Origin of the sequence: Clostridium sp. UBA4395 (genome assembly GCF_002390995.1) — a bacterium.
Taxonomy (GTDB): domain Bacteria; phylum Bacillota; class Clostridia; order Clostridiales; family Clostridiaceae; genus Clostridium_J; species Clostridium_J sulfidigenes.
The window spans coordinates 1-22327 of sequence record NZ_DGRF01000048.1 but is presented as its reverse complement, the minus strand read 5'-3'; the positions used below and the strand labels follow the sequence as shown (position 1 = coordinate 22327).

General features: G+C 31.8%; 22 protein-coding genes. 21 read left to right on the top strand and 1 reads right to left on the bottom strand.

The window, feature by feature from the left end:
* Position 1 precedes the first annotated feature (1 nt).
* The 15 genes from mtaB (at position 2) to ppdK (ending at position 14025) form a co-directional block, all read left to right on the top strand.
* Positions 2–1303: a tRNA (N(6)-L-threonylcarbamoyladenosine(37)-C(2))-methylthiotransferase MtaB gene (mtaB, locus tag B2694_RS07700; protein ID WP_346885246.1), complete on the top strand. Its 1302-nt coding sequence runs from the start codon at positions 2–4 to the stop codon at positions 1301–1303.
* Between the two features lie 121 nt (positions 1304–1424).
* Positions 1425–1769: a histidine triad nucleotide-binding protein gene (locus B2694_RS07695; protein ID WP_346885245.1), complete on the top strand. Its 345-nt coding sequence runs from the start codon at positions 1425–1427 to the stop codon at positions 1767–1769.
* Positions 1770–1916: 147 nt separating this feature from the next.
* Positions 1917–2093, top strand: a complete 177-nt coding sequence (gene rpsU, locus B2694_RS07690; protein WP_035128888.1) for a 30S ribosomal protein S21 — start codon at positions 1917–1919, stop codon at positions 2091–2093.
* Between the two features lie 21 nt (positions 2094–2114).
* Positions 2115–2564: a GatB/YqeY domain-containing protein gene (locus B2694_RS07685; protein ID WP_035128891.1), complete on the top strand. Its 450-nt coding sequence runs from the start codon at positions 2115–2117 to the stop codon at positions 2562–2564.
* 112 nt (positions 2565–2676) lie between these two features.
* A complete protein-coding gene (gene yqfC, locus B2694_RS07680; protein ID WP_346885244.1) occupies positions 2677–2967 on the top strand; it encodes a sporulation protein YqfC in 291 nt (96 codons plus the stop codon).
* On the top strand, positions 2954–4123 hold the full coding sequence (gene yqfD, locus B2694_RS07675) for a sporulation protein YqfD (protein ID WP_346885243.1): 1170 nt from the start codon (positions 2954–2956) through the stop codon (positions 4121–4123). Before yqfC ends, yqfD begins: the two co-directional genes overlap by 14 nt.
* Positions 4124–4143: 20 nt before the next feature.
* Entirely contained in the window at positions 4144–6393 is a 2250-nt protein-coding gene (locus tag B2694_RS07670; protein WP_346885242.1) for an HDIG domain-containing metalloprotein, read from the top strand.
* Between the two features lie 19 nt (positions 6394–6412).
* Complete coding sequence (gene ybeY / locus B2694_RS07665; protein ID WP_346885241.1) at positions 6413–6913, top strand: rRNA maturation RNase YbeY; 501 nt, start codon at positions 6413–6415, stop codon at positions 6911–6913.
* A 46-nt stretch (positions 6914–6959) separates the two neighbouring features.
* A complete protein-coding gene (locus B2694_RS07660; RefSeq protein ID WP_346885240.1) occupies positions 6960–7658 on the top strand; it encodes a diacylglycerol kinase in 699 nt (232 codons plus the stop codon).
* A 156-nt stretch (positions 7659–7814) separates the two neighbouring features.
* Positions 7815–8213 (top strand): cytidine deaminase, encoded by a 399-nt coding sequence (locus B2694_RS07655; RefSeq protein ID WP_346885239.1) that lies wholly within the window; start codon positions 7815–7817, stop codon positions 8211–8213.
* 10 nt (positions 8214–8223) lie between these two features.
* On the top strand, positions 8224–9105 hold the full coding sequence (gene era / locus B2694_RS07650; RefSeq protein ID WP_035128906.1) for a GTPase Era: 882 nt from the start codon (positions 8224–8226) through the stop codon (positions 9103–9105).
* An 18-nt stretch (positions 9106–9123) separates the two neighbouring features.
* Positions 9124–9855 carry a DNA repair protein RecO gene (recO, locus tag B2694_RS07645; protein ID WP_346885238.1) on the top strand — a complete coding sequence of 244 codons (732 nt, stop codon included), beginning with the start codon at positions 9124–9126 and terminating at the stop codon, positions 9853–9855.
* Positions 9856–9910: 55 nt separating this feature from the next.
* Positions 9911–10453 carry a DUF4342 domain-containing protein gene (locus B2694_RS07640; protein WP_346885237.1) on the top strand — a complete coding sequence of 181 codons (543 nt, stop codon included), beginning with the start codon at positions 9911–9913 and terminating at the stop codon, positions 10451–10453.
* A 231-nt stretch (positions 10454–10684) separates the two neighbouring features.
* Complete coding sequence (locus tag B2694_RS07635) at positions 10685–11317, top strand: helix-turn-helix transcriptional regulator (protein WP_035128912.1); 633 nt, start codon at positions 10685–10687, stop codon at positions 11315–11317.
* Between the two features lie 53 nt (positions 11318–11370).
* Positions 11371–14025, top strand: coding sequence for a pyruvate, phosphate dikinase (ppdK, locus tag B2694_RS07630; protein WP_346885236.1), 2655 nt, complete (start codon positions 11371–11373; stop codon positions 14023–14025).
* A gap of 84 nt (positions 14026–14109) precedes the next feature.
* Here ppdK and B2694_RS07625 read toward each other — a convergent pair whose 3' ends face one another.
* Positions 14110–15186 (bottom strand): CotS family spore coat protein, encoded by a 1077-nt coding sequence (locus B2694_RS07625; protein ID WP_346885235.1) that lies wholly within the window; start codon positions 15184–15186, stop codon positions 14110–14112.
* Positions 15187–15553: 367 nt separating this feature from the next.
* Here B2694_RS07625 and B2694_RS07620 point away from each other — a divergent pair, with 367 nt between their 5' ends.
* From B2694_RS07620 to B2694_RS07595, 6 genes are all read left to right on the top strand, one after another.
* The gene (locus B2694_RS07620) at positions 15554–16570 is read left to right on the top strand and encodes a deoxyguanosinetriphosphate triphosphohydrolase (protein ID WP_346885234.1); all 1017 of its coding nucleotides are present in this window, start codon (positions 15554–15556) and stop codon (positions 16568–16570) included.
* Between the two features lie 275 nt (positions 16571–16845).
* Positions 16846–18621, top strand: coding sequence for a DNA primase (gene dnaG / locus B2694_RS07615; protein WP_346885233.1), 1776 nt, complete (start codon positions 16846–16848; stop codon positions 18619–18621).
* Between the two features lie 18 nt (positions 18622–18639).
* Complete coding sequence (gene rpoD, locus B2694_RS07610) at positions 18640–19713, top strand: RNA polymerase sigma factor RpoD (RefSeq protein ID WP_035128925.1); 1074 nt, start codon at positions 18640–18642, stop codon at positions 19711–19713.
* A gap of 112 nt (positions 19714–19825) precedes the next feature.
* Entirely contained in the window at positions 19826–20713 is an 888-nt protein-coding gene (locus tag B2694_RS07605; RefSeq protein ID WP_346885232.1) for a PH domain-containing protein, read from the top strand.
* 19 nt (positions 20714–20732) lie between these two features.
* Positions 20733–21419 (top strand): class I SAM-dependent methyltransferase, encoded by a 687-nt coding sequence (locus tag B2694_RS07600; RefSeq protein WP_346885231.1) that lies wholly within the window; start codon positions 20733–20735, stop codon positions 21417–21419.
* A 20-nt stretch (positions 21420–21439) separates the two neighbouring features.
* Positions 21440–22234 carry a Nif3-like dinuclear metal center hexameric protein gene (locus tag B2694_RS07595; protein ID WP_346885230.1) on the top strand — a complete coding sequence of 265 codons (795 nt, stop codon included), beginning with the start codon at positions 21440–21442 and terminating at the stop codon, positions 22232–22234.
* Positions 22235–22327 lie beyond the last annotated feature (93 nt).

Below are 22327 nucleotides of genomic sequence, written 5' to 3'. Positions count from 1 at the left end.
AATGAAAGTAGCACTATATACACTAGGATGTAGGGTTAACTCTTATGAATCAGAAGCCATGGCAGAAAAATTCATAAAAGAGGGATATGAAATTGTAAGTTTTGATGAATTTTCAGATGTGTATGTTATAAATACCTGTACAGTAACTAACATGGGAGATAAAAAGTCAAGACAGATGATAGGAAGAGCAAGACGTCATAATCCAGAGGCTATAATAGCAGTAGTTGGATGCTATTCACAAATAGCTTCCGATGAAATAGCACAAATTGAAGGTGTAGATGTAGTATTGGGAAGTAGAAATAAAGGAGACATTGTTTACTGGGTTAATAGAGCAAGAGAAGAAAGTAAGCAAGTAGTAGAAGTTAAAGATGTACTTAAAAACAATAAATTTGAACAGCTAGCTATAAGTGAATATCAGGATAAAACTAGGGCCTTTTTAAAGATACAGGATGGATGTAATAGATTTTGTTCATACTGCCTTATTCCTTTTGCTAGAGGGGGAGTTTGTAGTAAAGAACCTGAGAAAATATTAAAGGAAGTAAAAGAACTAAGTAAAAATGGTTTTAAAGAAATAATTTTATCTGGAGTTCACACTGCTTCCTATGGAGTAGATTTAGAAGGTAATTGGGATTTAGTTAAAATCCTAGAAGAGATAAATAAAATAGAAGGAATAGAAAGAATTAGAATAGGTTCTATAGATCCAACCTTCTTCACTGAAGGGGTAATAGAGAGAATCTGTAACCTAAAAAAGATGTGTCCACATTTCCACCTATCCCTTCAAAGTGGCTGTGATGCAACAATTAGAAGAATGAATAGAAAATATACAGCACAGGAATATAAGGATGTAGTAGAAAACCTTAGAAAGTATATGAAGGACGTGTCTATAACTACGGATATAATTGTAGGTTTTCCAGGGGAGTCTAATGTTGAATTTGAAGCTACCTATGAATTTTTAAAAGGTATAAAACTAAGTAAAATGCATATCTTTAAGTATAGTAAAAGAACAGGAACTAAGGCAGCGGAAATGCCTTTCCAAGTAGATGGTCTTATAAAGGAAGAAAGAAGTAAAAAGTTAATAGAATTAAATAATGCTTTAGAAGTAGAATTCATGGAGAAATTCATAGGAAGAGAAATGAGAGTACTTTATGAGGAAGCTATAAGTGGAAAAGAAAACACTTATGTAGGCTATACAGAGAACTATATAAAAGTAATAACAGAAAGTGATGAAAACCTAGAGGGGAAAATAGTGCCTACAAAACTGGCAGCTGTAAAACAAGAAAACATGATAGGAATCATAGAATAATACAAAATATAGATACACTAACATGGATTTTTAGAGTATAATATAAGATATGAGAAATCATATTATACATTATAGGAAACTATAAATGTAGGTTTTTACTACTGAGAATGGAGGTGAAAAAATGTCAGATTGTTTATTTTGTGAAATTGCAAAGGGTGAGATTCCTTCAAATAAGGTCTATGAAGATGATAAGATATTAGCATTTCATGACATAAGTCCTGAAGCACCTGTGCATATTCTTATAATCCCAAAGGAGCACATAAGCTGCGTTAATGATATAAATCATGAGAATAGTAGCATTATAGCTCATATTTTCGCCACCATACCAGAACTGGTAAAAAAATTAGGAATAGATAAAAGTGGATATAGAGTTGTAACTAACACTTTAGACCATGGAGGTCAGACTGTTCCACATTTACATTTTCATTTGTTAGGTGGAAGAAATTTAAAATGGCCACCAGGCTAAAAATAAGGACTAAAAATATGTAAATAAAACTAATGAAAATCTTGACATAAGTTAATGTGAATTGTATAATTGAAAATGTGCTATTTAGGCCTCGCATTGGCTACTTTTAATTAAAATTAAATTGAGCTAGCGGAGGGAGGGATATAAATGTCAGAGATAAAAGTTGGAGAAAACGAATCATTAGAGAATGCATTAAGAAGATTTAAAAAGAAATGTGCAAGATCAGGTGTGCTTTCAGAAGTTAGAAAGAGAGAACATTACGAAAAACCAAGCGTAAAGAGAAAGAAAAAATCAGAAGCTGCTAGAAAAAGAAAATTTAAGTAGAATTTGAAAGAAGGTTTATTAATGTCATCCATTAAGGAAACATTACAGGACGACTGGAAAAATGCTATTAAACAAAGAGATAAGTTTAAAGCAAATGTAATAAGCATGGCTAAAGCTGCTGTTTTAATGGTTGAAAAATCAGGGGCAGGAGAAGTAGATGATAGTAAAGTCATCGAAATTTTAGCAAAGGAAGTTAAACAAAGAAGAGATTCTTTGGTTGAGTTTGATAAAGGAAATAGACAAGATTTGGTTGATCAAACAAAAGCTGAAATCGAAATCTTATTACAATACCTTCCTCAGCAGTTAACGGAAGAAGAAATCCGAAAAATTGTTCTGGAGTCAGCCGAAAAACTTGGTACTAGTAGCATTAAAGATATGGGAAAACTTATGGCAGATGTTAGACCTAAGGTAAATGGTCGAGCAGATGGCAAAGTAGTTAGTCAAATAGTAAAAGAATATTTGAATAAATAAAGAACTCAGTTTACTGAGTTCTTTTTATTTTAAGTAATTTATCATGAAAAGAAATCATAAAATTTAAAAGAGAAACTTTGTAAGTAAAAATTATGATTTAGAGGTGATGAAGTTGAGTGATAAATTAGTGAGGGTAAAGGAAAAGGTCATTTATGGATTAGACTTACCAGTAGATGTAGCCCTTAGTTTACCTAAAATAATAGTGATAGCAAGAAAAGAGGTAACGGTAGAAAATCATAAGGGGATAATAAAGTTCAGTGACAGTGAATTAGTTATAAATACAAGTATTGGACCTTTGAAAATTCTAGGTAAGGATTTTGAAATTATATTTGTAGGAGGTACCACCATAACTTTAAGTGGATGTTTTAGCTCTATGGTGTATGAAAACTATGAAGAAGATTAATAATTTTAATAAAAGCTATATAACTGTTCAAGTAGATTCCCTTGAAGGAGAAAAAATTCTCAATTATCTCTGGAATAAAAATGTCAGTGTAAAAAATATAAAAAGAAATAATGCCTTTTCTATAACACTAGAAATATCAATATCAGATTATCTTCATTTAAAAGAAGCTGTTAAAAAAGTAAATGGAAAAGTGAAGATTTTGCATCGTAAAGGGATAAACTTTTTTTATCTTAGATTAAGTACTAGGAAACTTTTAATTGCAGGTGTTGCTGCATTTTTCCTTATTTTATACTATTTGAGTAGCTTTATTTGGAGTGTGGATATAAATACAGATAAATATCTAGCTCCCCTTGAAGTTAGAAATATACTGAAAAGCTATGGAATAATGGTTGGAAGTAAAAAGGGTTCAATAGATGTTCTAAAAGTTGAAGAAAAGTTAGTTGCTGATATAGATGAAATAATGTGGGTTAAAGTTAGAATTGAAGGTTCTATGCTCAGTGTAGATATAGTAGAGAGGCAAGAACCACCAAAGATAAAAGAAAAGGAGTACACAGGAGATTTAGTAGCTAAAAAAAGTGGAGTTATAAATAGAATATATACTAGCGCTGGAACTCCGGTGAAACAACTTGGCACAGTAGTTGATAAAGGTGAGTTAATTGTAAAAGGTCAAGAAGGAAAAGAAGGCATGGAGTTCTCTGTAAAGGCTGAAGGAAAAATATATGCTACTACTTTTTACGAAGAATTTACAAAAGTACCTATATCTATTACCTCAAAAAGAAGAACGGGAAATAAGCAGGTACGATATGGAGTAAATGTAAACAATAATAAAATTTATATTAAGAAATCATTAAATAACTATACAACTTATGATAAAATAGAAGAAAACTGGGGCATCTTTATAAAAGAGACTTATTATGAAACAGAAGAGGTGGAAGAAGCTACTGACACTGACACTGTAATAAAGGAACTACAAAACAAAATTACATTAAATTTAGATAGAGGAGTTAAAATACTAGATATTACTCCAGAGGTTAAAAAGCAAGAGAAGGAATACGAAATTAGAGTATTAGCTACTGTAGAAGAAGACATAGCAGAAAGTCAAGTTGTAGCTACAGAAACAGAAACGGAAAGAGAAAAGGAAGATGAATCCCCTTAGACTTAAAAAGAGGTGTAAATATGGGACATAAAAAAAGATTATCAAGGATAAGATTTCCAAGAGTAAAACCCTATATTACTTTTATAATTACAACTTTAATAGTTTATTTGATTTTAAGCACTGTAGTAGTAAGTAAAAAATATAACCTTCAAGTAGGTGAAATAGCTAAATTTGATATTAAAGCACCAAGAGATGTGGAAGATAAGGTAGCAACTCAAAAGAGTATTGAAGAAGAGTTAAAACACGTACAAGAAACCTATACCTATGATGCTAATATAAGAAAAGGTGCTTTAGATAATATAAATAAACTTTTTGAATTAGTTAAAAAGATAAATTCTGAAAATCCTCCTTATAATCCTTCCAGTGAAGATGATGATGAAAAAATTAAGTCAGAACAGGATAAAATCAATGGTATAAAGCTGAAAAAATTAAAAGAGGAAAGTGTTATAAAAAATCTTTCTACTGAAAACTATGGATTAATTTTATCCTTAAATGATACTGGATTAAATAGCCTAAATGAAGAGATAGTAGAATGTATGAATAATTTATATGATACTACCCCTATATACGAGAATAAACCTCAGGATATAGTTTCAGCACAAGGATATATAACCGCCTTCTTTAATAATACTAGCTATGCTAAAAATGTTAAGGATTTAGCCATGGCCATAGGTTATTCACAAACTAAGGCTACCTATTTTGTAGATCATGAAAAAACAGAAGAAGCAAGACAAAACATAACTAAAAATGTAATACCTGTAATCTATAAAAAGGATCAAACTATAATAGCAGAAGGTCAACCTATTACTGAATCACAAATTGAGCTTCTAAATGACTTAGGCCTTCTAGGTAATGATAAATCTACAGGCATTTATATGAACCTAGTTTTACTTCTAGTTGTTGCAGGAGTATTAGGATTACAGTGGAGATATATAAAAGAAAAGCGCAGGGACATATATGAAGATAATAGTAAGGTTATCCTGATAAACCTACTGACAGTACTAACTGTAGTATTAGCTAGGATATCTATTCTCATATCTCCTTATGTTATACCCTTTGCTTGTATTTCAATTTTATTATCTGTACTAATTGATAGTAAAACATCTGTAACCATAGGAATATTAAATGTAATATTTATATCCTTTATTGTTAAATTTTCAGTAGATTTAACTCTTATAGCTATGGTCAATGCAGTAATAGTTCCGATGGTATTAAAAAGGGTTCAGCAAAGAAATGACATATTGTATTCTTCCTTGCTCATTGGAGCTATAAATGTAGTATTTGCTGGTGCCATGGGATATTTCCTAAGCACTAATGTGACTAGTATAATCAATAAGGCTATGCTTACAGGAATATCTGCTATAGTATCAGGAATATTAGCCATAGGAATACTGCCAGTTTTAGAAAATATATTTGACGTATTAACTAATATTAAACTTCTGGAGCTCGCTAACCCTAATCATCCCTTGATGAGGAGATTACTTTTAGAAGCACCGGGTACTTATCACCACTGTGTGTTAGTTGCAAACTTAGCAGAGATGGCTGCGGAAAGTGTGGGAGCTAATCCAATACTAGCTAGGGTAGCCTCCTATTATCATGATGTTGGAAAGTTAGAAAGGCCCTATTATTTTAAGGAAAATCAAATAGGTATAGTAAATCCTCATGATGATATGTCACCAGCTATGAGCTCTGCCATAATACTATCCCATGTGGAAGATGGTGTTAAATTAGCAGAAAAATATAACTTACCTGAAGGCATCACTGATGTTGTGAGAGAGCATCATGGAGATTCTCTCGCTAAGTATTTTTATATAACTATGAGAAATAAAAGTGAGAATCCCGATGAGGTAAATGAGGCAGATTATAGATATGGTGGACCACCACCAAGATCAAAGGAATCTACCATTATAATGTTAGCAGATGGGGTTGAAGCCTCTGTAAGGTCCATTAATAAGCCTAACAAAAAGAAGATAGAAGAAATGGTAAATAACATAATTAAGAGTAGAATTGATGAAAATCAGTTTGTCAACTCTGACCTAACCTTTAAAGATTTAGAGAAAATAAGAGAGAGTTTTCTAAAGGTTCTATCTGGAATTTACCATGAAAGAATTGAGTATCCTAAAGACAGGATTAATTTAACAAAAGAAAACAATGAAAAAAACCTTGAAGAAGATAAAGAAGTGGTATCAACTAAGGAAGAACAGTTTAAATTAAAAGAGCCAGAAGCAGTTATACAAACTAAAGAAGTTGAAAAAGAAAAGCAGATATAGGGTAAATAGGAGATAGAATATGATTTATATGGACGATAGGCAAAGTCTTATTTCCGTTGAAAAAGACTTAGAAGAAAACATTAAAGAAATTATAGATTATGCTTTAAAAGAGGAACAGGTTCTGATTCCCTATGAAGTAAGTCTAATTTTTGTAGATAATGAGGTCATAAGAGAAATAAACTCAGATACAAGAGGAATAGATAGGGCTACAGATGTACTATCCTTTCCCATGCTAGACTATGATGAAAAAAAAGTATTCAAGGAGTGCTATTTAGAACATGAATTTTCAATTATTGATTTAAATGAAGGAAATTTAGTCCTTGGAGATATTGTGTTATCCTTAGAGAGAGCAAAGGAGCAGAGTGAAGAGTTTGGACACTCCTTTATAAGAGAAGTGTGCTACTTAGTAACTCACTCCATTCTTCACTTGCTTGGATATGATCACATGGAAGATGATGATAAGGTAATAATGAGAGCTAGAGAAGAAGAAATTCTAAGTAAGTTTAACATTGAAAGATAATAGATTATGTATAGGTTATATCAGCTTTAATTAAGGTGGGGTTATTATGAAGGTAAAGAAGCTAGTGGATAGTTTTAACTATGCTATAGAGGGAATAATTTATTCAATACGAACTCAAAGAAATATGAGAATACATATGATAATAGCTATGTTAATACTAACAGCTTGTTTTTTCTTTGACATGACAAAGATGGAACTTTTAGTAATTGCCATTACAATAACAATGGTTGTGGTTGCAGAGATGATAAATACAGCAGTGGAATGTGCCATAGATGCCACCACCAACTTTTATCATCCCCTAGCAAAGATTGCGAAAAATGTAGCTGCAGGAGCAGTATTAGTCACTGCAATAAATGCGATTTTAGTAGCCTATATAATTTTTGGTGATAAAGTTCTACCTTTTTCTATAATTATCCTTTCAAAAATTAAAAATTCTGACCCTCACATGATATTTTTAATGTTAGTAATAGTTAGTATTGCAACTGTAGTAGTAAAGGCTGTCTATGATGAAGGTACACCTTTAAGAGGCGGAATGCCAAGTGGTCATAGTTCCATAGCCTTTGCTGTGGCAACCACCATTACACTATTAACCACAGAGCCACTAATAATGATATTGGCATTTTTATTAGCCTTTATAGTAGCCCAAAGCAGAGTAGATTCTAACGTACACTCCATCCTTGAAGTAGTCCTTGGTGGAGCCTTTGGATCACTACTAACCTTACTGTTATACCAGCTTATTGGATAATTACTAAATGAATGAAGCTAAATAAAATATAAGCAATAAAAATAATGTGATAAAATTCGTATTATATGGTAAACTAATATAACTAAGAAACTAAAGAAATGTGTGACTATTATAAACCATGGATAGATTTGAGTAATTAGGTTGGAGGAAGATAAAATGGATATAAAGGAATTGGTAAAACTTGCTATAGAGGCTAGAGAAAAAGCTTATGTACCATATTCTAAGTTTAAAGTTGGAGCAGCAATTGAAATGGAAGATGGCAGTGTATTTACAGGCTGTAACATAGAAAATGCTTCTTATGGGGCTACTAACTGTGCTGAAAGAACGGCTATATTTAAGGCTGTATCTGAAGGTCATACTATAATGAAAAAAATTGCCATAGTAGGAGATATGTTAGCATTTACAGCTCCATGTGGAATATGTAGACAGGTTATTGCAGAGTTTGCAGCTAAAGATATAGAAATAGTATTAATTAAAAATCAAGATGAGTATATAGTAAAAACCTTAGAAGAAATACTACCAGGAGCTTTTACTAAAGAGGACTTACTTAAATAAGGAGAGATATATGTTTAAATCAGGATTTATAACTATAATAGGAAGACCAAATGTGGGTAAATCAACCCTTTTAAATTATTTAATGGGAGAGAAATTATCTATAGTATCAAGTAGGCCACAAACTACAAGAAACAATATACAGACAATACTTACAAGGGATAACTTTCAAATAGTATTTGTAGATACCCCAGGTATGCATAAACCTAAACATAAGTTAGGTGAGTACATGGTGAAGATAGCTAAAGATTCAATGCAAGATGTGGATGTGGTGCTATTTTTAACAACACCAGAAGGAGAGATAAACAAGGCAGACCTTCATATTTTAGAACAACTAAAGCAGTGTAATACTAAAGTATTTTTAGTGGTAAATAAAATAGATGAAAACCCTGCTGATAGAGTAGCTAAAACTCTAGAAGAATATACTAAAGTTTTAGATTTTAAAGAAATAATACCTATTTCAGCTATTAACGGAAAGAACACCGAAAAATTATTAGAATTAGTTGTTGATCAGTTACCAGAGGGACCAATGTATTACCCAGAAGACATGATAACAGATCAGCAAGAAAGATTTATAGTAATGGAGACCATAAGAGAAAAAGCGCTAAGACTTTTATCTCAAGAAGTACCTCATGGTATTGCTGTAGAAATTTTAACCATGAAGAAGAATGAAAATGGAAGTTATCTTATTGAGGCAAATATGCTATGTGAGAAGAACTCCCATAAGGGTATAATAATTGGTAAAAATGGAGCTATGATGAAGAAAATATCTACCTATGCAAGACAAGATATTGAAAAGTTCCTAGGCTGTAAAGTAAACCTAAAGATTTGGGTTAAGGTTAAATCAGAGTGGAGAGATAGTGCATTTGTACTCAAGGAACTTGGTTATAAGTAGAATTGCAGGTGTTATTCATTGAATACTATCAAGACTAGAGGGATAGTTTTAAAAACCCAAGAATACAAAGAAAATGATAAATTACTATGGATACTTACAGAGGAGTTTGGAAAGGTAACTGTTATTGCAAAGGGAGCTAGAAAAAGTAAAAATAAAAATTTTTCAAATACCCTACCTTTCTCCTTTGGTGAGTATGTATTATATAAAGGAAGAACTTTATATACCTTAAATGAAGGGAAAATTATAGATTCCTTTCAAGATATATTAAATGACTATGATACCTTAATATATGGTTCTTATTTTAATGAACTCATAGATATTGCAATAGAAGAAGGTGAAAGTCATCCCATATTTATAGATTTAGTGAAATGCTTTTATCTTATGAGAAACAAGGCTATAGACTTAGATCTTTTAGCAAGAGCCTTTGAAGTTAAAGTTTTAAAGGCTACAGGCTATGGTATATCTTTAGAAAACTGTGCCCTATGTGGAAATAAGATAAATACCGCAGACTATATTTCTTTTCAGTTCTATGGTGGAATTTGTAACCAGTGTGAAAAACAATATGGTACGAAAGTATCTGCTGCCACATATAATGGATTAAAGTTTCTAAGTAAAGTGGAGCTGGAGAAGGTAGGAAGACTTAATTTAGATATGAATACAAAGGAACAAATAGGAAAAATCCTAGAAACCTTTATAAGTCTAAATTATAGAAAAAAACCTAATAGTCTATCCTTACTTAAAAAGTTTTAGTATATAAGTGATATAATATACTTAAGTATTAAATATTGCTAGGGAGGAAATATTTATGGATGAAGCTACATTAAAAAAGATAAATATATTAAAAGAAAGAGCTAATCTATCTGAAGAAGAAGCTAAGGACTTATTAGAAAGGTTCAATGGGGACTTAATCGAAGCATTAATTCACTGTGAAAGAGAAAAACAAAAGGATAATAGAAATTTCAATGAGAAAATTTCTCAAAGTGAATTTGTAACCTATATAAAAGAGCTGATAAAAGCTGGTAATGTTTCTAGAATTATCATCAGAAAGGATGATTCTATCCTAGTGAATATTCCTGTAAATGCAGGAATTGTGGTGGGTATAGCATTATTATTGCAACCTGTATTAATAGTTTTAGGAGCTGCTACTGCAGTATTTAGTGATTTAGAAATAGATATAATTAAAGAAGATGGAACTGTAGAAGTAGTTAATAAAATTGTAAAGAGCACTATGGAAACAACTGCAAAGAAAGCTACAGAAGTAACCCATGATCTAAAAGAGATCTTCTCTGAAACCTCAGGAAAGATTAAAGAAAAAATTTCTGAAGCAAAGAATAATATGAAAAGATAACATAAATTAAAGATGGGTATATACTCATCTTTTTTAATTTAGAATAAAATTTACCCGAGAATTAACAAAATATTTTAAAAATTTTTAGAGAAAGTTGCAAATTAAATAAATCTCTTATACAATATAATAGAAAATAACTTAAAAATAACACTTAATCACCCCAATGTGTGATATAATTAAAATCATAGAATTTGGAGTGAATAATAGAATTTTGAAAGGTGGCGAATTGTCATTAAACTCTCGCTTAGACAGGAACAAATAATAGAATTAGTTAAAGAAAATGAACCAATAACCAGTGAAGCTATCGCAAAAGAGTTAGGGCTTACGCGATCCGCCATAAGACCAGACTTATCTATATTGACTATGACTGGTATACTTCAAGCAAGACCTAAAGTTGGATATGTGTGTGTTAAAAATTCAAATAAAGGACCTAAAAACAGTGAAATTAGAAATATAAAGGTTAAGGATGTAATGTCTGAACCTGTTTTAGTAAAGGAAGACACACCTGTTTATGAGGCCATTCTGACACTATTTTTAAATGACACAGGAACTTTATTCATTGAAAATGAAGGAGCACTATTAGGTGCTGTATCTAGAAAAGACTTTATAAAGATGGCTATGGGAACAGCTGATATGCATAGAGTACCCGTTGGAATTATCATGACTAGAATGCCGAATATTGTTAGTGTATCAGAGGAAGATTCAGCCTTTGATGCTGCAAAAAAAATAATTGAGCATCAGGTAGATTCCTTACCTGTTGTAAGACTAGAACTTTTAAGGGGAAAAGAAGTTCCGAAAATTGTAGGAAAAATATCTAAGACAACAATTTCTATGGTATTTGTAAAATTGGGTGAAAATGAATAATTTTATTCATTTGACTATATAACTATAATTTAAGAGTTAAGGGGTTGTATAACATGGAAAAGAAAAAATATGTGTACCTTTTTAATGAAGGCAACGGCGGCATGAAAAATTTACTAGGTGGAAAGGGTGCAAACCTTGCAGAAATGACAAACATAGGAATTCCAGTGCCACAAGGCTTCACAGTAACAACTGAAGCTTGTAATAAATACTATGATGATGGAAAGAAAATTGCAGAAGAAATCGTTGAGGAAATTCATGAAAAAATGACTGAACTTGAAAAACTTACAGGTAAAAAGTTTGGAAGTTTAGAAAATCCACTATTGGTTTCAGTAAGATCTGGTGCTAGAGCATCTATGCCTGGAATGATGGATACTATCCTTAATCTAGGATTAAACGATGAAACCGTTGAAGTAATGGCTAATAAAACAAACAATCCTAGATTTGCATACGATTCATACAGAAGATTCATTCAAATGTTTGCTGATGTAGTTATGGAAGTAGAAAAGAGAAACTTTGAAGATATCATGGATGAAATGAAGGCTGCTAGAGGCGTAAAACTTGATACAGAATTAAATGCAGAAGACTTAAAAGAATTAGTAGCTAAATTTAAAGCTTACTACAAAGAAGCTAAGGGCGAAGAATTCCCAAGCGACCCTACAGAGCAATTAATAGCTTCTATCACTGCTGTATTTAGATCTTGGAACAATCCTAGAGCTATAGTATACAGAAGAATGAACGATATTCCTGGTAGTTGGGGAACTGCAGTAAACGTTCAAGAAATGGTATTTGGAAATAAAGGAAATACTTCTGGTACAGGGGTTGCATTCTCAAGAAACCCATCTACAGGAGAAAAGAAAATATTTGCTGAATACTTAATGAATGCTCAAGGAGAAGATGTTGTTGCTGGTATCAGAACACCTCAAAAAATAGAGCAATTAGAACAAGAAAATCCAGAAGTGTATAAACAATTTATGGATATTGTAAACACTTTAGAAAACCATTACAGAGATATGCAAGATATGGAGTTCACTATAGAAGAAGGTAAGCTTTACTTCCTACAAACAAGAAACGGTAAGAGAACAGCTCAAGCTGCCCTTAAAATAGCTGTTGACCTTGTAGAAGAGAAAATGCTTACTAAAGAAGAAGCAATTCTTAAAGTTGAACCAAAACAATTAGATACATTATTACACCCTGCCTTTGATTCATCAGCACTTAAGGCTGCAGCAGTTATAGCTAAAGGACTTCCAGCATCTCCAGGTGCTGCTTGTGGTAAAGTTTACTTCACTGCAGAAGATGCAAAAGCTGCCCATGAAAATGGTGAAAAGGTAGTTTTAGTTAGACTTGAAACTTCACCAGAAGATATTGAAGGTATGATTGCATCTGAAGGTATATTAACAGTAAGAGGTGGAATGACTTCTCACGCAGCTGTTGTTGCTAGAGGAATGGGAACATGTTGTGTTGCTGGTTGTGGTGACTTAACAGTAAATGAAGGAAATAAGACCTTTGCAGTAGGTGGAGTTACTTATAAAGAAGGAGACTACATCTCAATAGATGGAAGTACAGGAAATGTATATGCAGGACAAATTAAAACTGTAGATCCTGAAATAAGTGGATATTTTGGAACATTCATGGCATGGGCTGATGAACTAAGAACCTTGAAGGTAAGAACTAATGCTGATAATCCAAGAGATACAGCTCAAGCAGTTAAATTCGGAGCAGAAGGAATAGGACTTTGTAGAACAGAGCACATGTTCTTTGAAGGCGAGAGAATCATGGCTATAAGACAAATGATCGTTGCTAAGGATGAAGCTACAAGAAGAGCAGCTCTAGAAAAATTATTACCAATGCAAAAGGGTGACTTTATAGGAATCTACGAGGAGTTACAAGATAGACCAGCTACTATAAGATTCTTAGATCCACCACTACACGAGTTCCTTCCTCATGAAGATGATGAAATAGTAGAATTAGCTAAAGAACTTGGAATTACTTTTGAAGATCTAAAAAATACTGTTGAATCATTACATGAGTTCAACCCAATGATGGGTCACAGAGGTTGCAGACTTGCAGTTTCTTACCCAGAAATAGCTGAAATGCAAACAAGAGCAGTAATAGAAGCTGCTATAGATGTTAAAATTAGAAAAGGTTATGATATAGTACCTGAAATCATGATACCATTAATTGGAGAAGTAAAAGAGCTTAAGTATGTTAAAAACATAGTTACAGAAACAGCTGATAAAATCATAAAAGAATCAGGCATAGATATGAAGTACATGGTAGGAACAATGATAGAAATTCCAAGAGCTGCTTTAACTGCTGATGAAATAGCTAAAGAAGCTGAGTTCTTCTCTTTTGGAACTAATGATTTAACACAAATGACCTTTGGATTCTCAAGAGATGACGCTGGAAACTTCTTGAAACACTACTATGACAAGAGCATATATGAATCTGATCCATTTGCAAGATTAGACCAAGTTGGAGTTGGAAAACTTGTTAAGATGGCTGCTGACCTAGGAAAATCTACTAGACCAGACATCAAACTTGGAATATGTGGAGAGCACGGTGGAGATCCATCTTCCGTTGAATTCTGCCACGAAGTAGGATTAAACTATGTATCATGCTCACCATTCAGAGTTCCAGTAGCAAGACTTGCAGCTGCTCAAGCTGAAGTTAAAAATCCAAGAAAAAAATGCTGCTGTGGATGCAAATAAAATAGAAAATAATAATTAACAAAGAGGCTATCTGAAAAGAATTAAAATATTTTCAGATAACCTCTTTATATATCTTTAAGAGTCTTATTTAAAGGAAATTTTGGTGCTAAATTTATTTTCAATATAATCCAGTAGTTTATAACTGAAATCAATATGGATATCATTGTGGATTACAGCTTTATTAAGAAGATTAATAAAAGCTTTTTTATTGCATTTTGATATATTTTTATAGTAATCCCTAGATAATTTCCAATATTTCTGTGGGAAGGCTAAGTAGGCAAGGATATATTTATAATCATCAAAGGTCAAAGGGTGACTGCTCTCATATTCCTGTAAAAAGTTTATGGCTAAATCTCCGTTCCAGCAAGTGTTTTCTCTTCTCATAAGCCTCCTTAAACAATAAGAAATATCAAAGGCTGAATAGTCGTATCTACATTTATCAAAGTCTATAACGTAAATTTTACCCTGATTTACAATAAGATTTTTACTTACGTAATCATTGTGACAAATGGATATGGATAAGTTGTCATAGTCTATAGTATTGGCTACATTAGTTGATAAATTTGCTAGGCACATGCTGTTAGTAAAACTAACTCTATATATTTTAGAAAAATAATCTTTATACTTTAATGCTAGATTCTCATTTTTAACAAGTTGAACAGTATGTTTATTTAAAGAGTCTGTAAGATTGGTGAAACCTTCCTTATGTTTACTACCTAAAATTGGGGAGAATCCTAAAGAAGTCTCATGAATTTGTCCTAAATTTCTACTTGCCATATTTACATTATTTATATCATCAAAATCGCATTTATCCCCTTGAATCCAATCTGTGAGAATAAATAACATATCATTATACCTTACATATCTTCCGTGATTAGTAGTAGATAGTATTCTAGGTACATTTATATTATTACGATATAACCATTCTATGGCTGAATAAATAAAAAGCAGTTCATCTACATCATAATATACTTTTTTCAAACAATACTCATGGGAATCACTTTCTATTTTATATACAGCTCTTTGCTTATCTGTATCCTTAAACTTCACCTGATATATACTGCAGTTACTAGATAAATTATAATAAGGTAATACATTTTTCTTAATATTACTTGGCGATAGTAAATTTGAACTAGAACTATCTGCTATTGCGTTACTCATTGTACTTCTCTCCTTAAAAATACTATAAGATAATACTAAATATCTCTACTATAATTATATTTATGTAAAATTTATGATAAATATATCAACTCCTTGAAATATTAAAAAAATTTTTATGGTCCATTAAAGGAATATTCATGGATAGTAAAGAAACTATATACATAATAAAGAAATTATATACATACATGATATAGTTATTAAATATAATAAATAGGGATTAAATTTAATATTTTAAATATATAGAATACTTAAAGGTTGTAGAAATAAAACAATAGTTTATGTTATAATATAAAAGTTTTTATAAGCTAAATTTAAACATCTAAGCATAACTTTAAGTATTCAATAAGAAATAAAGGTAGGTGCAATGATGAATATTAGGGAAAACATAGAAAAGAGAGAAGAGTATAGTATAATACCACAAGGCTCAAAATCTAAAAACTCTATGGGGAGGGCTAGAAGCGAAGAATTAGATGAAGTTAGAACTGCCTATATGATTGACCGAGATAGAATAATACACTGTAAATCCTTCAGGAGGCTAAAGAGAAAGACTCAAGTATATATTAAAACCTGGAGCGACCACTATAGAACCAGGCTTACCCATACCTTGGAAGTGGCGCAAATTGCTAGAACTATAGGTAGAGGCATAGGACTAAATGAAGACTTAATAGAAGCCATAGCTCTAGGTCATGATATTGGACATGTTGCCTTTGCTCACAGTGGAGAAGAAGTGCTTAATGAATTACTTACCAATGGTTTTAGCCATAACCAAAATAGTGTTAGGGTATTAACATATATAGAGAATAATGGACAAGGGTTAAATTTATCAAAGGAGGTATTGGACGGAATACTATATCATAGTGGTTTTTCTAATAACAGTAGCAAGGCTTTTACCTTAGAGGGTCAAGTAGTAAAGTATAGCGATAAAATAGCTTATGTAAATCATGACATTGATGACTCCCTAAGAGCAGGAATTTTATCTATGGAGGATATACCAAAGGATATACTTGAGATTTTAGGGAATACTCATGGAGAGAGAGTAGATACCTTAGTTAAAGACTGTATCTATAGAACAAAAAGCAATATAGATTCCAATGATATTCAAGTGTCATTATCTAAAGCTATAGATTATAACTTTAAAAAGCTTAGAGATTTTATGTTTAAAGAAGTCTATAATGGAGAGTTTCTAAAAGAAGAAAGGGATAAAGCTAGGTTTATTCTTATTCAGCTTTATAAATATTTTTATTTTCATGAAGAAAAGCTACCTGAATTTTACAAGTCCATAGCCAAGGAAGAAGGACTTAATCAAGGTGTTGCTGATTACATAGCAGGAATGAGTGATGAATACTGTATAGATCTGTTTAAGGACATATATATACCTAGTTAAGGATATTTATTTAAAGTAATGATTTTATCTATATAAATATTTAAATAAAGTAACTCTTTATGAAGGAAAACTATATCTTATAAAGAATATATATATAACAAACAATACAATTATATTACAAAAAACTTTTTTAAAAAAAAGGATTTAAGAGATATATGTCGAATTATAAGAGCTAGGAATTTGTACGTAAAGTTAAATTCTTTTAGACTTAATGAATAATATATTTAGTAGGTTTCTTTAAGTTTAGAATCACTTGAGAGTGAGGTGAGTTAATAATGTTTTCTGAAGAAATAATACAAAAAATAAAAGAGGAAAATGATATAGTGGATATCGTTTCAGAGGTAGTAACCTTAAAAAAAACGGGGAAAAATTATTTAGGAAGATGTCCATTTCACAATGAAAAAACACCTTCATTTACTGTATCAAGTGAAAAACAAATTTATAAATGCTTTGGATGCGGAGAGGCTGGTAATGTAATAAGTTTTGTTATGAAAACTAGGAACATGGCTTTCCCAGAAGCAGTAAAACTTCTTGGAGAAAAGGTAGGCATTGTAGTAGATGATGCAGATTCACCAGGTAAAAGTTCAGCAACTAATGAAAAATTTAAGCGAATGTATGATATAAACGTACAAGCGGCCAGATATTTTTATACTAATTTAAAAAGATTTAAGGCTCCTTATGAATACCTAAAGGGAAGAGGTATAACAGATGAAACTATTAAAAAGTTTGGTATTGGTTTTTCACTAGACAATTGGCAGGGAATACGTTCCTATTTAAAACAAAGAGGCTTTAGTGAAGAAGAAATATTAGAACTAGGACTTACTACAAAAAATGAAAAGGGAAATATATATGATAGATTTAGAAATAGAATTATATTTCCTGTATTTAATGTCAGTGGTAGGGTAATAGGCTTTGGTGGAAGGGTTTTAGATGATTCTAAACCCAAATATTTAAACTCTCCCGAAACCCCAATATTTCATAAAGGAACAAATCTTTATGGATTAAATTTAGCAATAAAGAATAATCCAGCTAGAACAGTTATCATGGTTGAAGGTTACATGGATGTAATCTCTCTTTCCCAACAAGGAGTAACAAATGTAGTTGCCACCCTAGGAACTGCATTAACAGAAGGTCAATGTAAATTATTAAAGAGATATATTGATACTGTAATAGTATCCTTTGATTCAGATGTAGCAGGTCAAAATGCTACTATAAGAGGCTTAGAAATATTACAAAAATCTGGATTTGACCTTAAAATTCTTCAAATCCCTAGTGGAAAAGACCCCGATGAATTTATTAGATCCTACGGCAGGGAAAAATTTCTAAATCTAGTAGACGGGGCTCTACCAATTATAGATTTTAAACTAAGGATGGCAGAAAAGGGAATTGACTTTTCAAAACAAGAAATGGTGATTAAATATCTAAAGAGAGTAGTTAGCGTGCTAAAGGACCTTGATCCACTAGAAAAAGCTGTATATATTAAGCAAGTTTCAGAGAAGAGTGGCATAGGTGAAGAAGCTATAATGGAGTCCTTAGATAAAAATCCCAATAAATCTATAGAAAATAGTAAAAATCATAATATAAATAGGAAGTTTGGGCAAAAATTATATTTAGAGCCTGGGTTTGTTAGGGCTGAAAGAACGGTATTAAGCCTTGCCCTTGATAAAAGGCTAAGTGATAAAATATTTAGTAATGTAAGTGAAGATGACCTTATTTTAAAGGCACATAAAGTAATTTATACAATCATTAAAGAAAATAATATGTGCTCTAAGGAAGAATTGATAAAGATTATTAACCTGCAAACTATGCAGGATAGTGAATTCACAAAGGAATGGATAAAAATTCAAGAATATAAAGTTGATATAGATGAAGGATCCATAGACAAAATGGTAAGTGACTGCGTGAATAACATAAAAAAATACAAGTTAGAGGAGTCAAGAAAGAAAATTATGGATAAAATTAGAAAGTGTGAGTCTGAAGGGTTGGTTGAGGAAACTTTGATGTTAGCTAGAGAGCTTATGGATATACAAAAGGAAATGGGAAAACTATAGAAGAGAGGAGGTAATGGAATGAAGGACAAAGCAGGAAAAGTTGCTATAGTAAAGAAATTAGTAGAAAAGGGTAAGAAAAAAGGGAATTTAACTTATAAAGAGATAATGGAAGAAGTAGAAGGTGTAGAACTAACTCCAGAGCAAATAGAAAAGATTTATGAAGTTCTAGAATCTATGGGTATAGACGTTATAGGTTTAGAGCCAGAAGTTGAGGATGAAGAAGAAGTAGAAATAGAGGTTGACATAACAATTCCAGAAGGAATTGCCATAGATGATCCAGTTAGAATGTACCTTAAAGAAATTGGTAAGGTGCCTCTATTATCAGCTGAAGAAGAGATGAGACTTGCTAAGCTTATAGAAAATGGTGATGAATATGCTAAAAAGAAATTAGCAGAAGCAAACCTTAGATTAGTTGTAAGTATTGCTAAAAGATATGTTGGTCGTGGTATGTTATTTTTAGATTTGATTCAAGAAGGTAATTTAGGACTTATAAAAGCTGTAGAAAAGTTTGACTACAGTAAGGGATTTAAATTCAGTACCTATGCTACATGGTGGATTAGACAGGCGATTACAAGAGCTATTGCAGACCAGGCTAGAACTATTAGAATACCAGTACACATGGTAGAAACTATTAATAAGTTAATTAGAGTATCAAGGCAGCTTCTTCAAGAATTAGGAAGAGAGCCATTACCAGAAGAAATTGCAAAACATATGGATATGAGCGTAGATAAAGTTAGAGAAATAATGAAAATTGCTCAAGAACCTGTATCTTTAGAAACACCTATAGGTGAAGAAGAAGATTCTCATCTTGGAGATTTTATTCCTGATGATGATGCCCTTGCTCCAGCAGAAGCAGCAGCTTTCACCATGTTAAAGGAACAATTAATAAGTCAACTTAGAACTTTAACTCCAAGGGAAGAAAAGGTGTTAAGACTTAGATTTGGTCTTGATGACGGAAGAGCTAGAACTCTTGAGGAAGTTGGAAAAGAGTTCAATGTAACAAGAGAAAGAATTAGACAGATTGAAGCGAAGGCGTTAAGAAAGTTAAGACATCCAAGTAGAAGTAAAAAACTTAAGGATTATTTAGATTAGTGAGGGGCTGTCTTTTGGCAGCTCCTTTGTTATATATACAAAATTTGTAATAGACAAAATCCCTTAGTATAATATAAAATAAAAGTATACACAATTTATAAGGAGGTAATCCATGAATAGTTTCAATAGCAATAAGAAACTAGAAATAATTCCAACTATATTCACTTTTGTTATGTTTAATGTAATAGGGGTTGGGTCTGCCTATGTTCTAGATTCCTATCTTATGTTGAGTTTAATAAGAGTAATGTTGGTCATTTGTAATATATTCTACTTATATCATATTGGAGTATGGTTAACTGTAAAGTATGAAATAACAAATAGTGAAGTGAGAATAAATGCGCTGGGAGGACTTAAAAAAGTAATTTTACCTTTAAGTGATGTAGAATGCTACACTGTGGAAAAGGGAAAAATAAGAGGTATAAGCCTTTCAGGTATATCCTCTAATAAATTTGCCATAGGAAGAATTGCAGTAAAAAATTTAGGAACCGCTAGAATGTTTGTAACAAGCGGAAGTAGTGTTATATATTTAAAAACTCAAGACATAAGCTATGCTGTGTCACCTAAGAACTCTGAAAAATTTCTAGAAATTTTAGAAGGCCTAGGTATTGAAGAAAAGACTTGGACAAAGAAATATAATAAGGTAAGTAGACTACATAAGGATAAAAAGTTTATGTATCCATTGATTTTAACTAGTACAATAATTTTATTTACAACTTTTTTTCCAATGGTTTTATATATACTAAATAAACTTCCAGATGTAATGCCATTAGTTATTAACGTGTCCAAAGAAGCGGGAGAAGTAGGTACAGACAAGCAATTTGCTTTTGCCCAGATGCTCTATGGTCTATTAAATATGGCAGTGATGTTCTGTATGTATTATGCAGCTCACTTTTGTGCAAAATATGATAAAAAGTCTGCCTATAGGTATATCTATATTTCACTTTTAGTGGCAATAGTATTCCTATATATTCAAATGAGACTTATTCTGACTGTTATATAGATAAGGTGTTAGGTGAAATATGATAATTAGCAAAAGATTAAAGTTAATAAGTGATTTAATCACAGGGGTTAAATCCATGGTAGATGTAGGAACAGACCATGGATATGTACCCATAGAACTTTTAAAAAGAAATAAAATAGACTTTGCCATAGCTAGTGATATTAATAAAGGTCCCGTGGAAAAGGCTAAAAAAAATGTTAGAGATAATAATTTGCAACATAAGATACAATGTAGACTTGGAGGAGGACTTACAACTGTAACTCCTAGGGAAGTAGAGGCAGCTGTAATTGCCGGTATGGGAGGAAACTTAATAAGAGATATCCTAGAGGAGAGTAAGGCTGTCTTTAAAGAGTTAGACTATATTATAGTTCAGCCAGTACAAAATCCAGAAGTCTTAAGGGAATATATTTATACCTCAGGGTGTAACATCCTAGATGAGTGGATAATATACGATGAAGAAAAATACTATGAAATTATGAAGATATCCTGGGGAGATAAGCCTAAAGTTATTGAGCCTATTTTTTATGAAATAAGTAAGCTGCTTTTAGGTAAGAAAGATAATACCTATAGGGAATATTTAAATTATAAGTTAGAAAAGTATTTAAGAATCCATGAAGAACTTAAGGGTGACACAGAAAATTCAAGAAAAAGAAAGTTGGAGTTATGGGATAAAATTCAAAGTATAAAGGGCTTTTTGCTTGAGTAAATGGGTGGAGGTATATTTTTATGGTAAAAATAAATGAAATTATTAATATAATGGAGGGCCTTGCGCCATTAAACTTAAAAGAGAGCTACGATAACGTTGGGTTTATGGTTGGAGATAGAGAAAGGGAAGTAACAAAGGTCCTAGTTGCTCTAGATTGCACCATAAAGGTCATAGAGGAAGCAAAGGAACTAGGAGCTCAACTTATTTTAACTCATCATCCATTGCTGTTTATAAAGCCTAAAACCATAACCACAGATAGTCTCCAAGGTAAAAAGCTAATGAAGTTAATAGAAAATGGTATAGCCCTATATTCTAGTCATACTAATTGGGATGCTGTAAAGGGTGGCTTAAATGATGAATTTGTAAAGATTCTTGGCTTTCAAGAAAGTAAAATCATTGAAGTTTCTCCATCAAATCCTACAGCAGGAGTGGGAAGAATAGTTCAGCTAAAGGAAGAGACTACCCTAGAGGGAATAATAAAGGGCATTAAAGATAAATTAAAAATACAAAATTTAAGATATTCCGGGGAATTAAATAAAAAAGTAAGAACCATAGCTTTAGTTAATGGAAGTGGAGAAGATTACTTGCAGCAATCCTATGAACTAGGTGCTGAACTATTAATCACAGGGGATACTACCTATCACTTTGTATCTGACTATGAAGAGGTGGGACTCTCTGTAATAGATATAGGACATTTTAATTCAGAATGGCCCCTTGTAATTAGTTTATCAGAAAAGATTAAAAGAGTATTAGAGCCTAGGGGTGTGGAGGTTATTTTATCAAAAGCTACTAGGGATCCCTATAATTTTATTTAATTAATACTAGCTCTAATACTCCCATAAAAACAGCCTGAATAGAGGGGGAAACGCTGAAACCTGCACTACGCCAACAACTTCCTCTTTATTCTT

Bases quoted from the DNA above. Each gene is read 5' to 3' on its own strand.
- mtaB (WP_346885246.1), top strand. From the start codon at position 2: ATGAAAGTAGCACTATATACACTAGGATGTAGGGTTAACTCTTATGAA.
- B2694_RS07695 (WP_346885245.1), top strand. From the start codon at position 1,425: ATGTCAGATTGTTTATTTTGTGAAATTGCAAAGGGTGAGATTCCTTCA.
- rpsU (WP_035128888.1), top strand. From the start codon at position 1,917: ATGTCAGAGATAAAAGTTGGAGAAAACGAATCATTAGAGAATGCATTA.
- B2694_RS07685 (WP_035128891.1), top strand. From the start codon at position 2,115: ATGTCATCCATTAAGGAAACATTACAGGACGACTGGAAAAATGCTATT.
- yqfD (WP_346885243.1), top strand. From the start codon at position 2,954: ATGAAGAAGATTAATAATTTTAATAAAAGCTATATAACTGTTCAAGTA.
- B2694_RS07670 (WP_346885242.1), top strand. From the start codon at position 4,144: ATGGGACATAAAAAAAGATTATCAAGGATAAGATTTCCAAGAGTAAAA.
- ybeY (WP_346885241.1), top strand. From the start codon at position 6,413: ATGATTTATATGGACGATAGGCAAAGTCTTATTTCCGTTGAAAAAGAC.
- B2694_RS07660 (WP_346885240.1), top strand. From the start codon at position 6,960: ATGAAGGTAAAGAAGCTAGTGGATAGTTTTAACTATGCTATAGAGGGA.
- B2694_RS07655 (WP_346885239.1), top strand. From the start codon at position 7,815: ATGGATATAAAGGAATTGGTAAAACTTGCTATAGAGGCTAGAGAAAAA.
- era (WP_035128906.1), top strand. From the start codon at position 8,224: ATGTTTAAATCAGGATTTATAACTATAATAGGAAGACCAAATGTGGGT.
- B2694_RS07640 (WP_346885237.1), top strand. From the start codon at position 9,911: ATGGATGAAGCTACATTAAAAAAGATAAATATATTAAAAGAAAGAGCT.
- ppdK (WP_346885236.1), top strand. From the start codon at position 11,371: ATGGAAAAGAAAAAATATGTGTACCTTTTTAATGAAGGCAACGGCGGC.
- B2694_RS07625 (WP_346885235.1), bottom strand. From the start codon at position 15,186: ATGAGTAACGCAATAGCAGATAGTTCTAGTTCAAATTTACTATCGCCA.
- B2694_RS07620 (WP_346885234.1), top strand. From the start codon at position 15,554: ATGAATATTAGGGAAAACATAGAAAAGAGAGAAGAGTATAGTATAATA.
- dnaG (WP_346885233.1), top strand. From the start codon at position 16,846: ATGTTTTCTGAAGAAATAATACAAAAAATAAAAGAGGAAAATGATATA.
- rpoD (WP_035128925.1), top strand. From the start codon at position 18,640: ATGAAGGACAAAGCAGGAAAAGTTGCTATAGTAAAGAAATTAGTAGAA.
- B2694_RS07605 (WP_346885232.1), top strand. From the start codon at position 19,826: ATGAATAGTTTCAATAGCAATAAGAAACTAGAAATAATTCCAACTATA.
- B2694_RS07600 (WP_346885231.1), top strand. From the start codon at position 20,733: ATGATAATTAGCAAAAGATTAAAGTTAATAAGTGATTTAATCACAGGG.
- B2694_RS07595 (WP_346885230.1), top strand. From the start codon at position 21,440: ATGGTAAAAATAAATGAAATTATTAATATAATGGAGGGCCTTGCGCCA.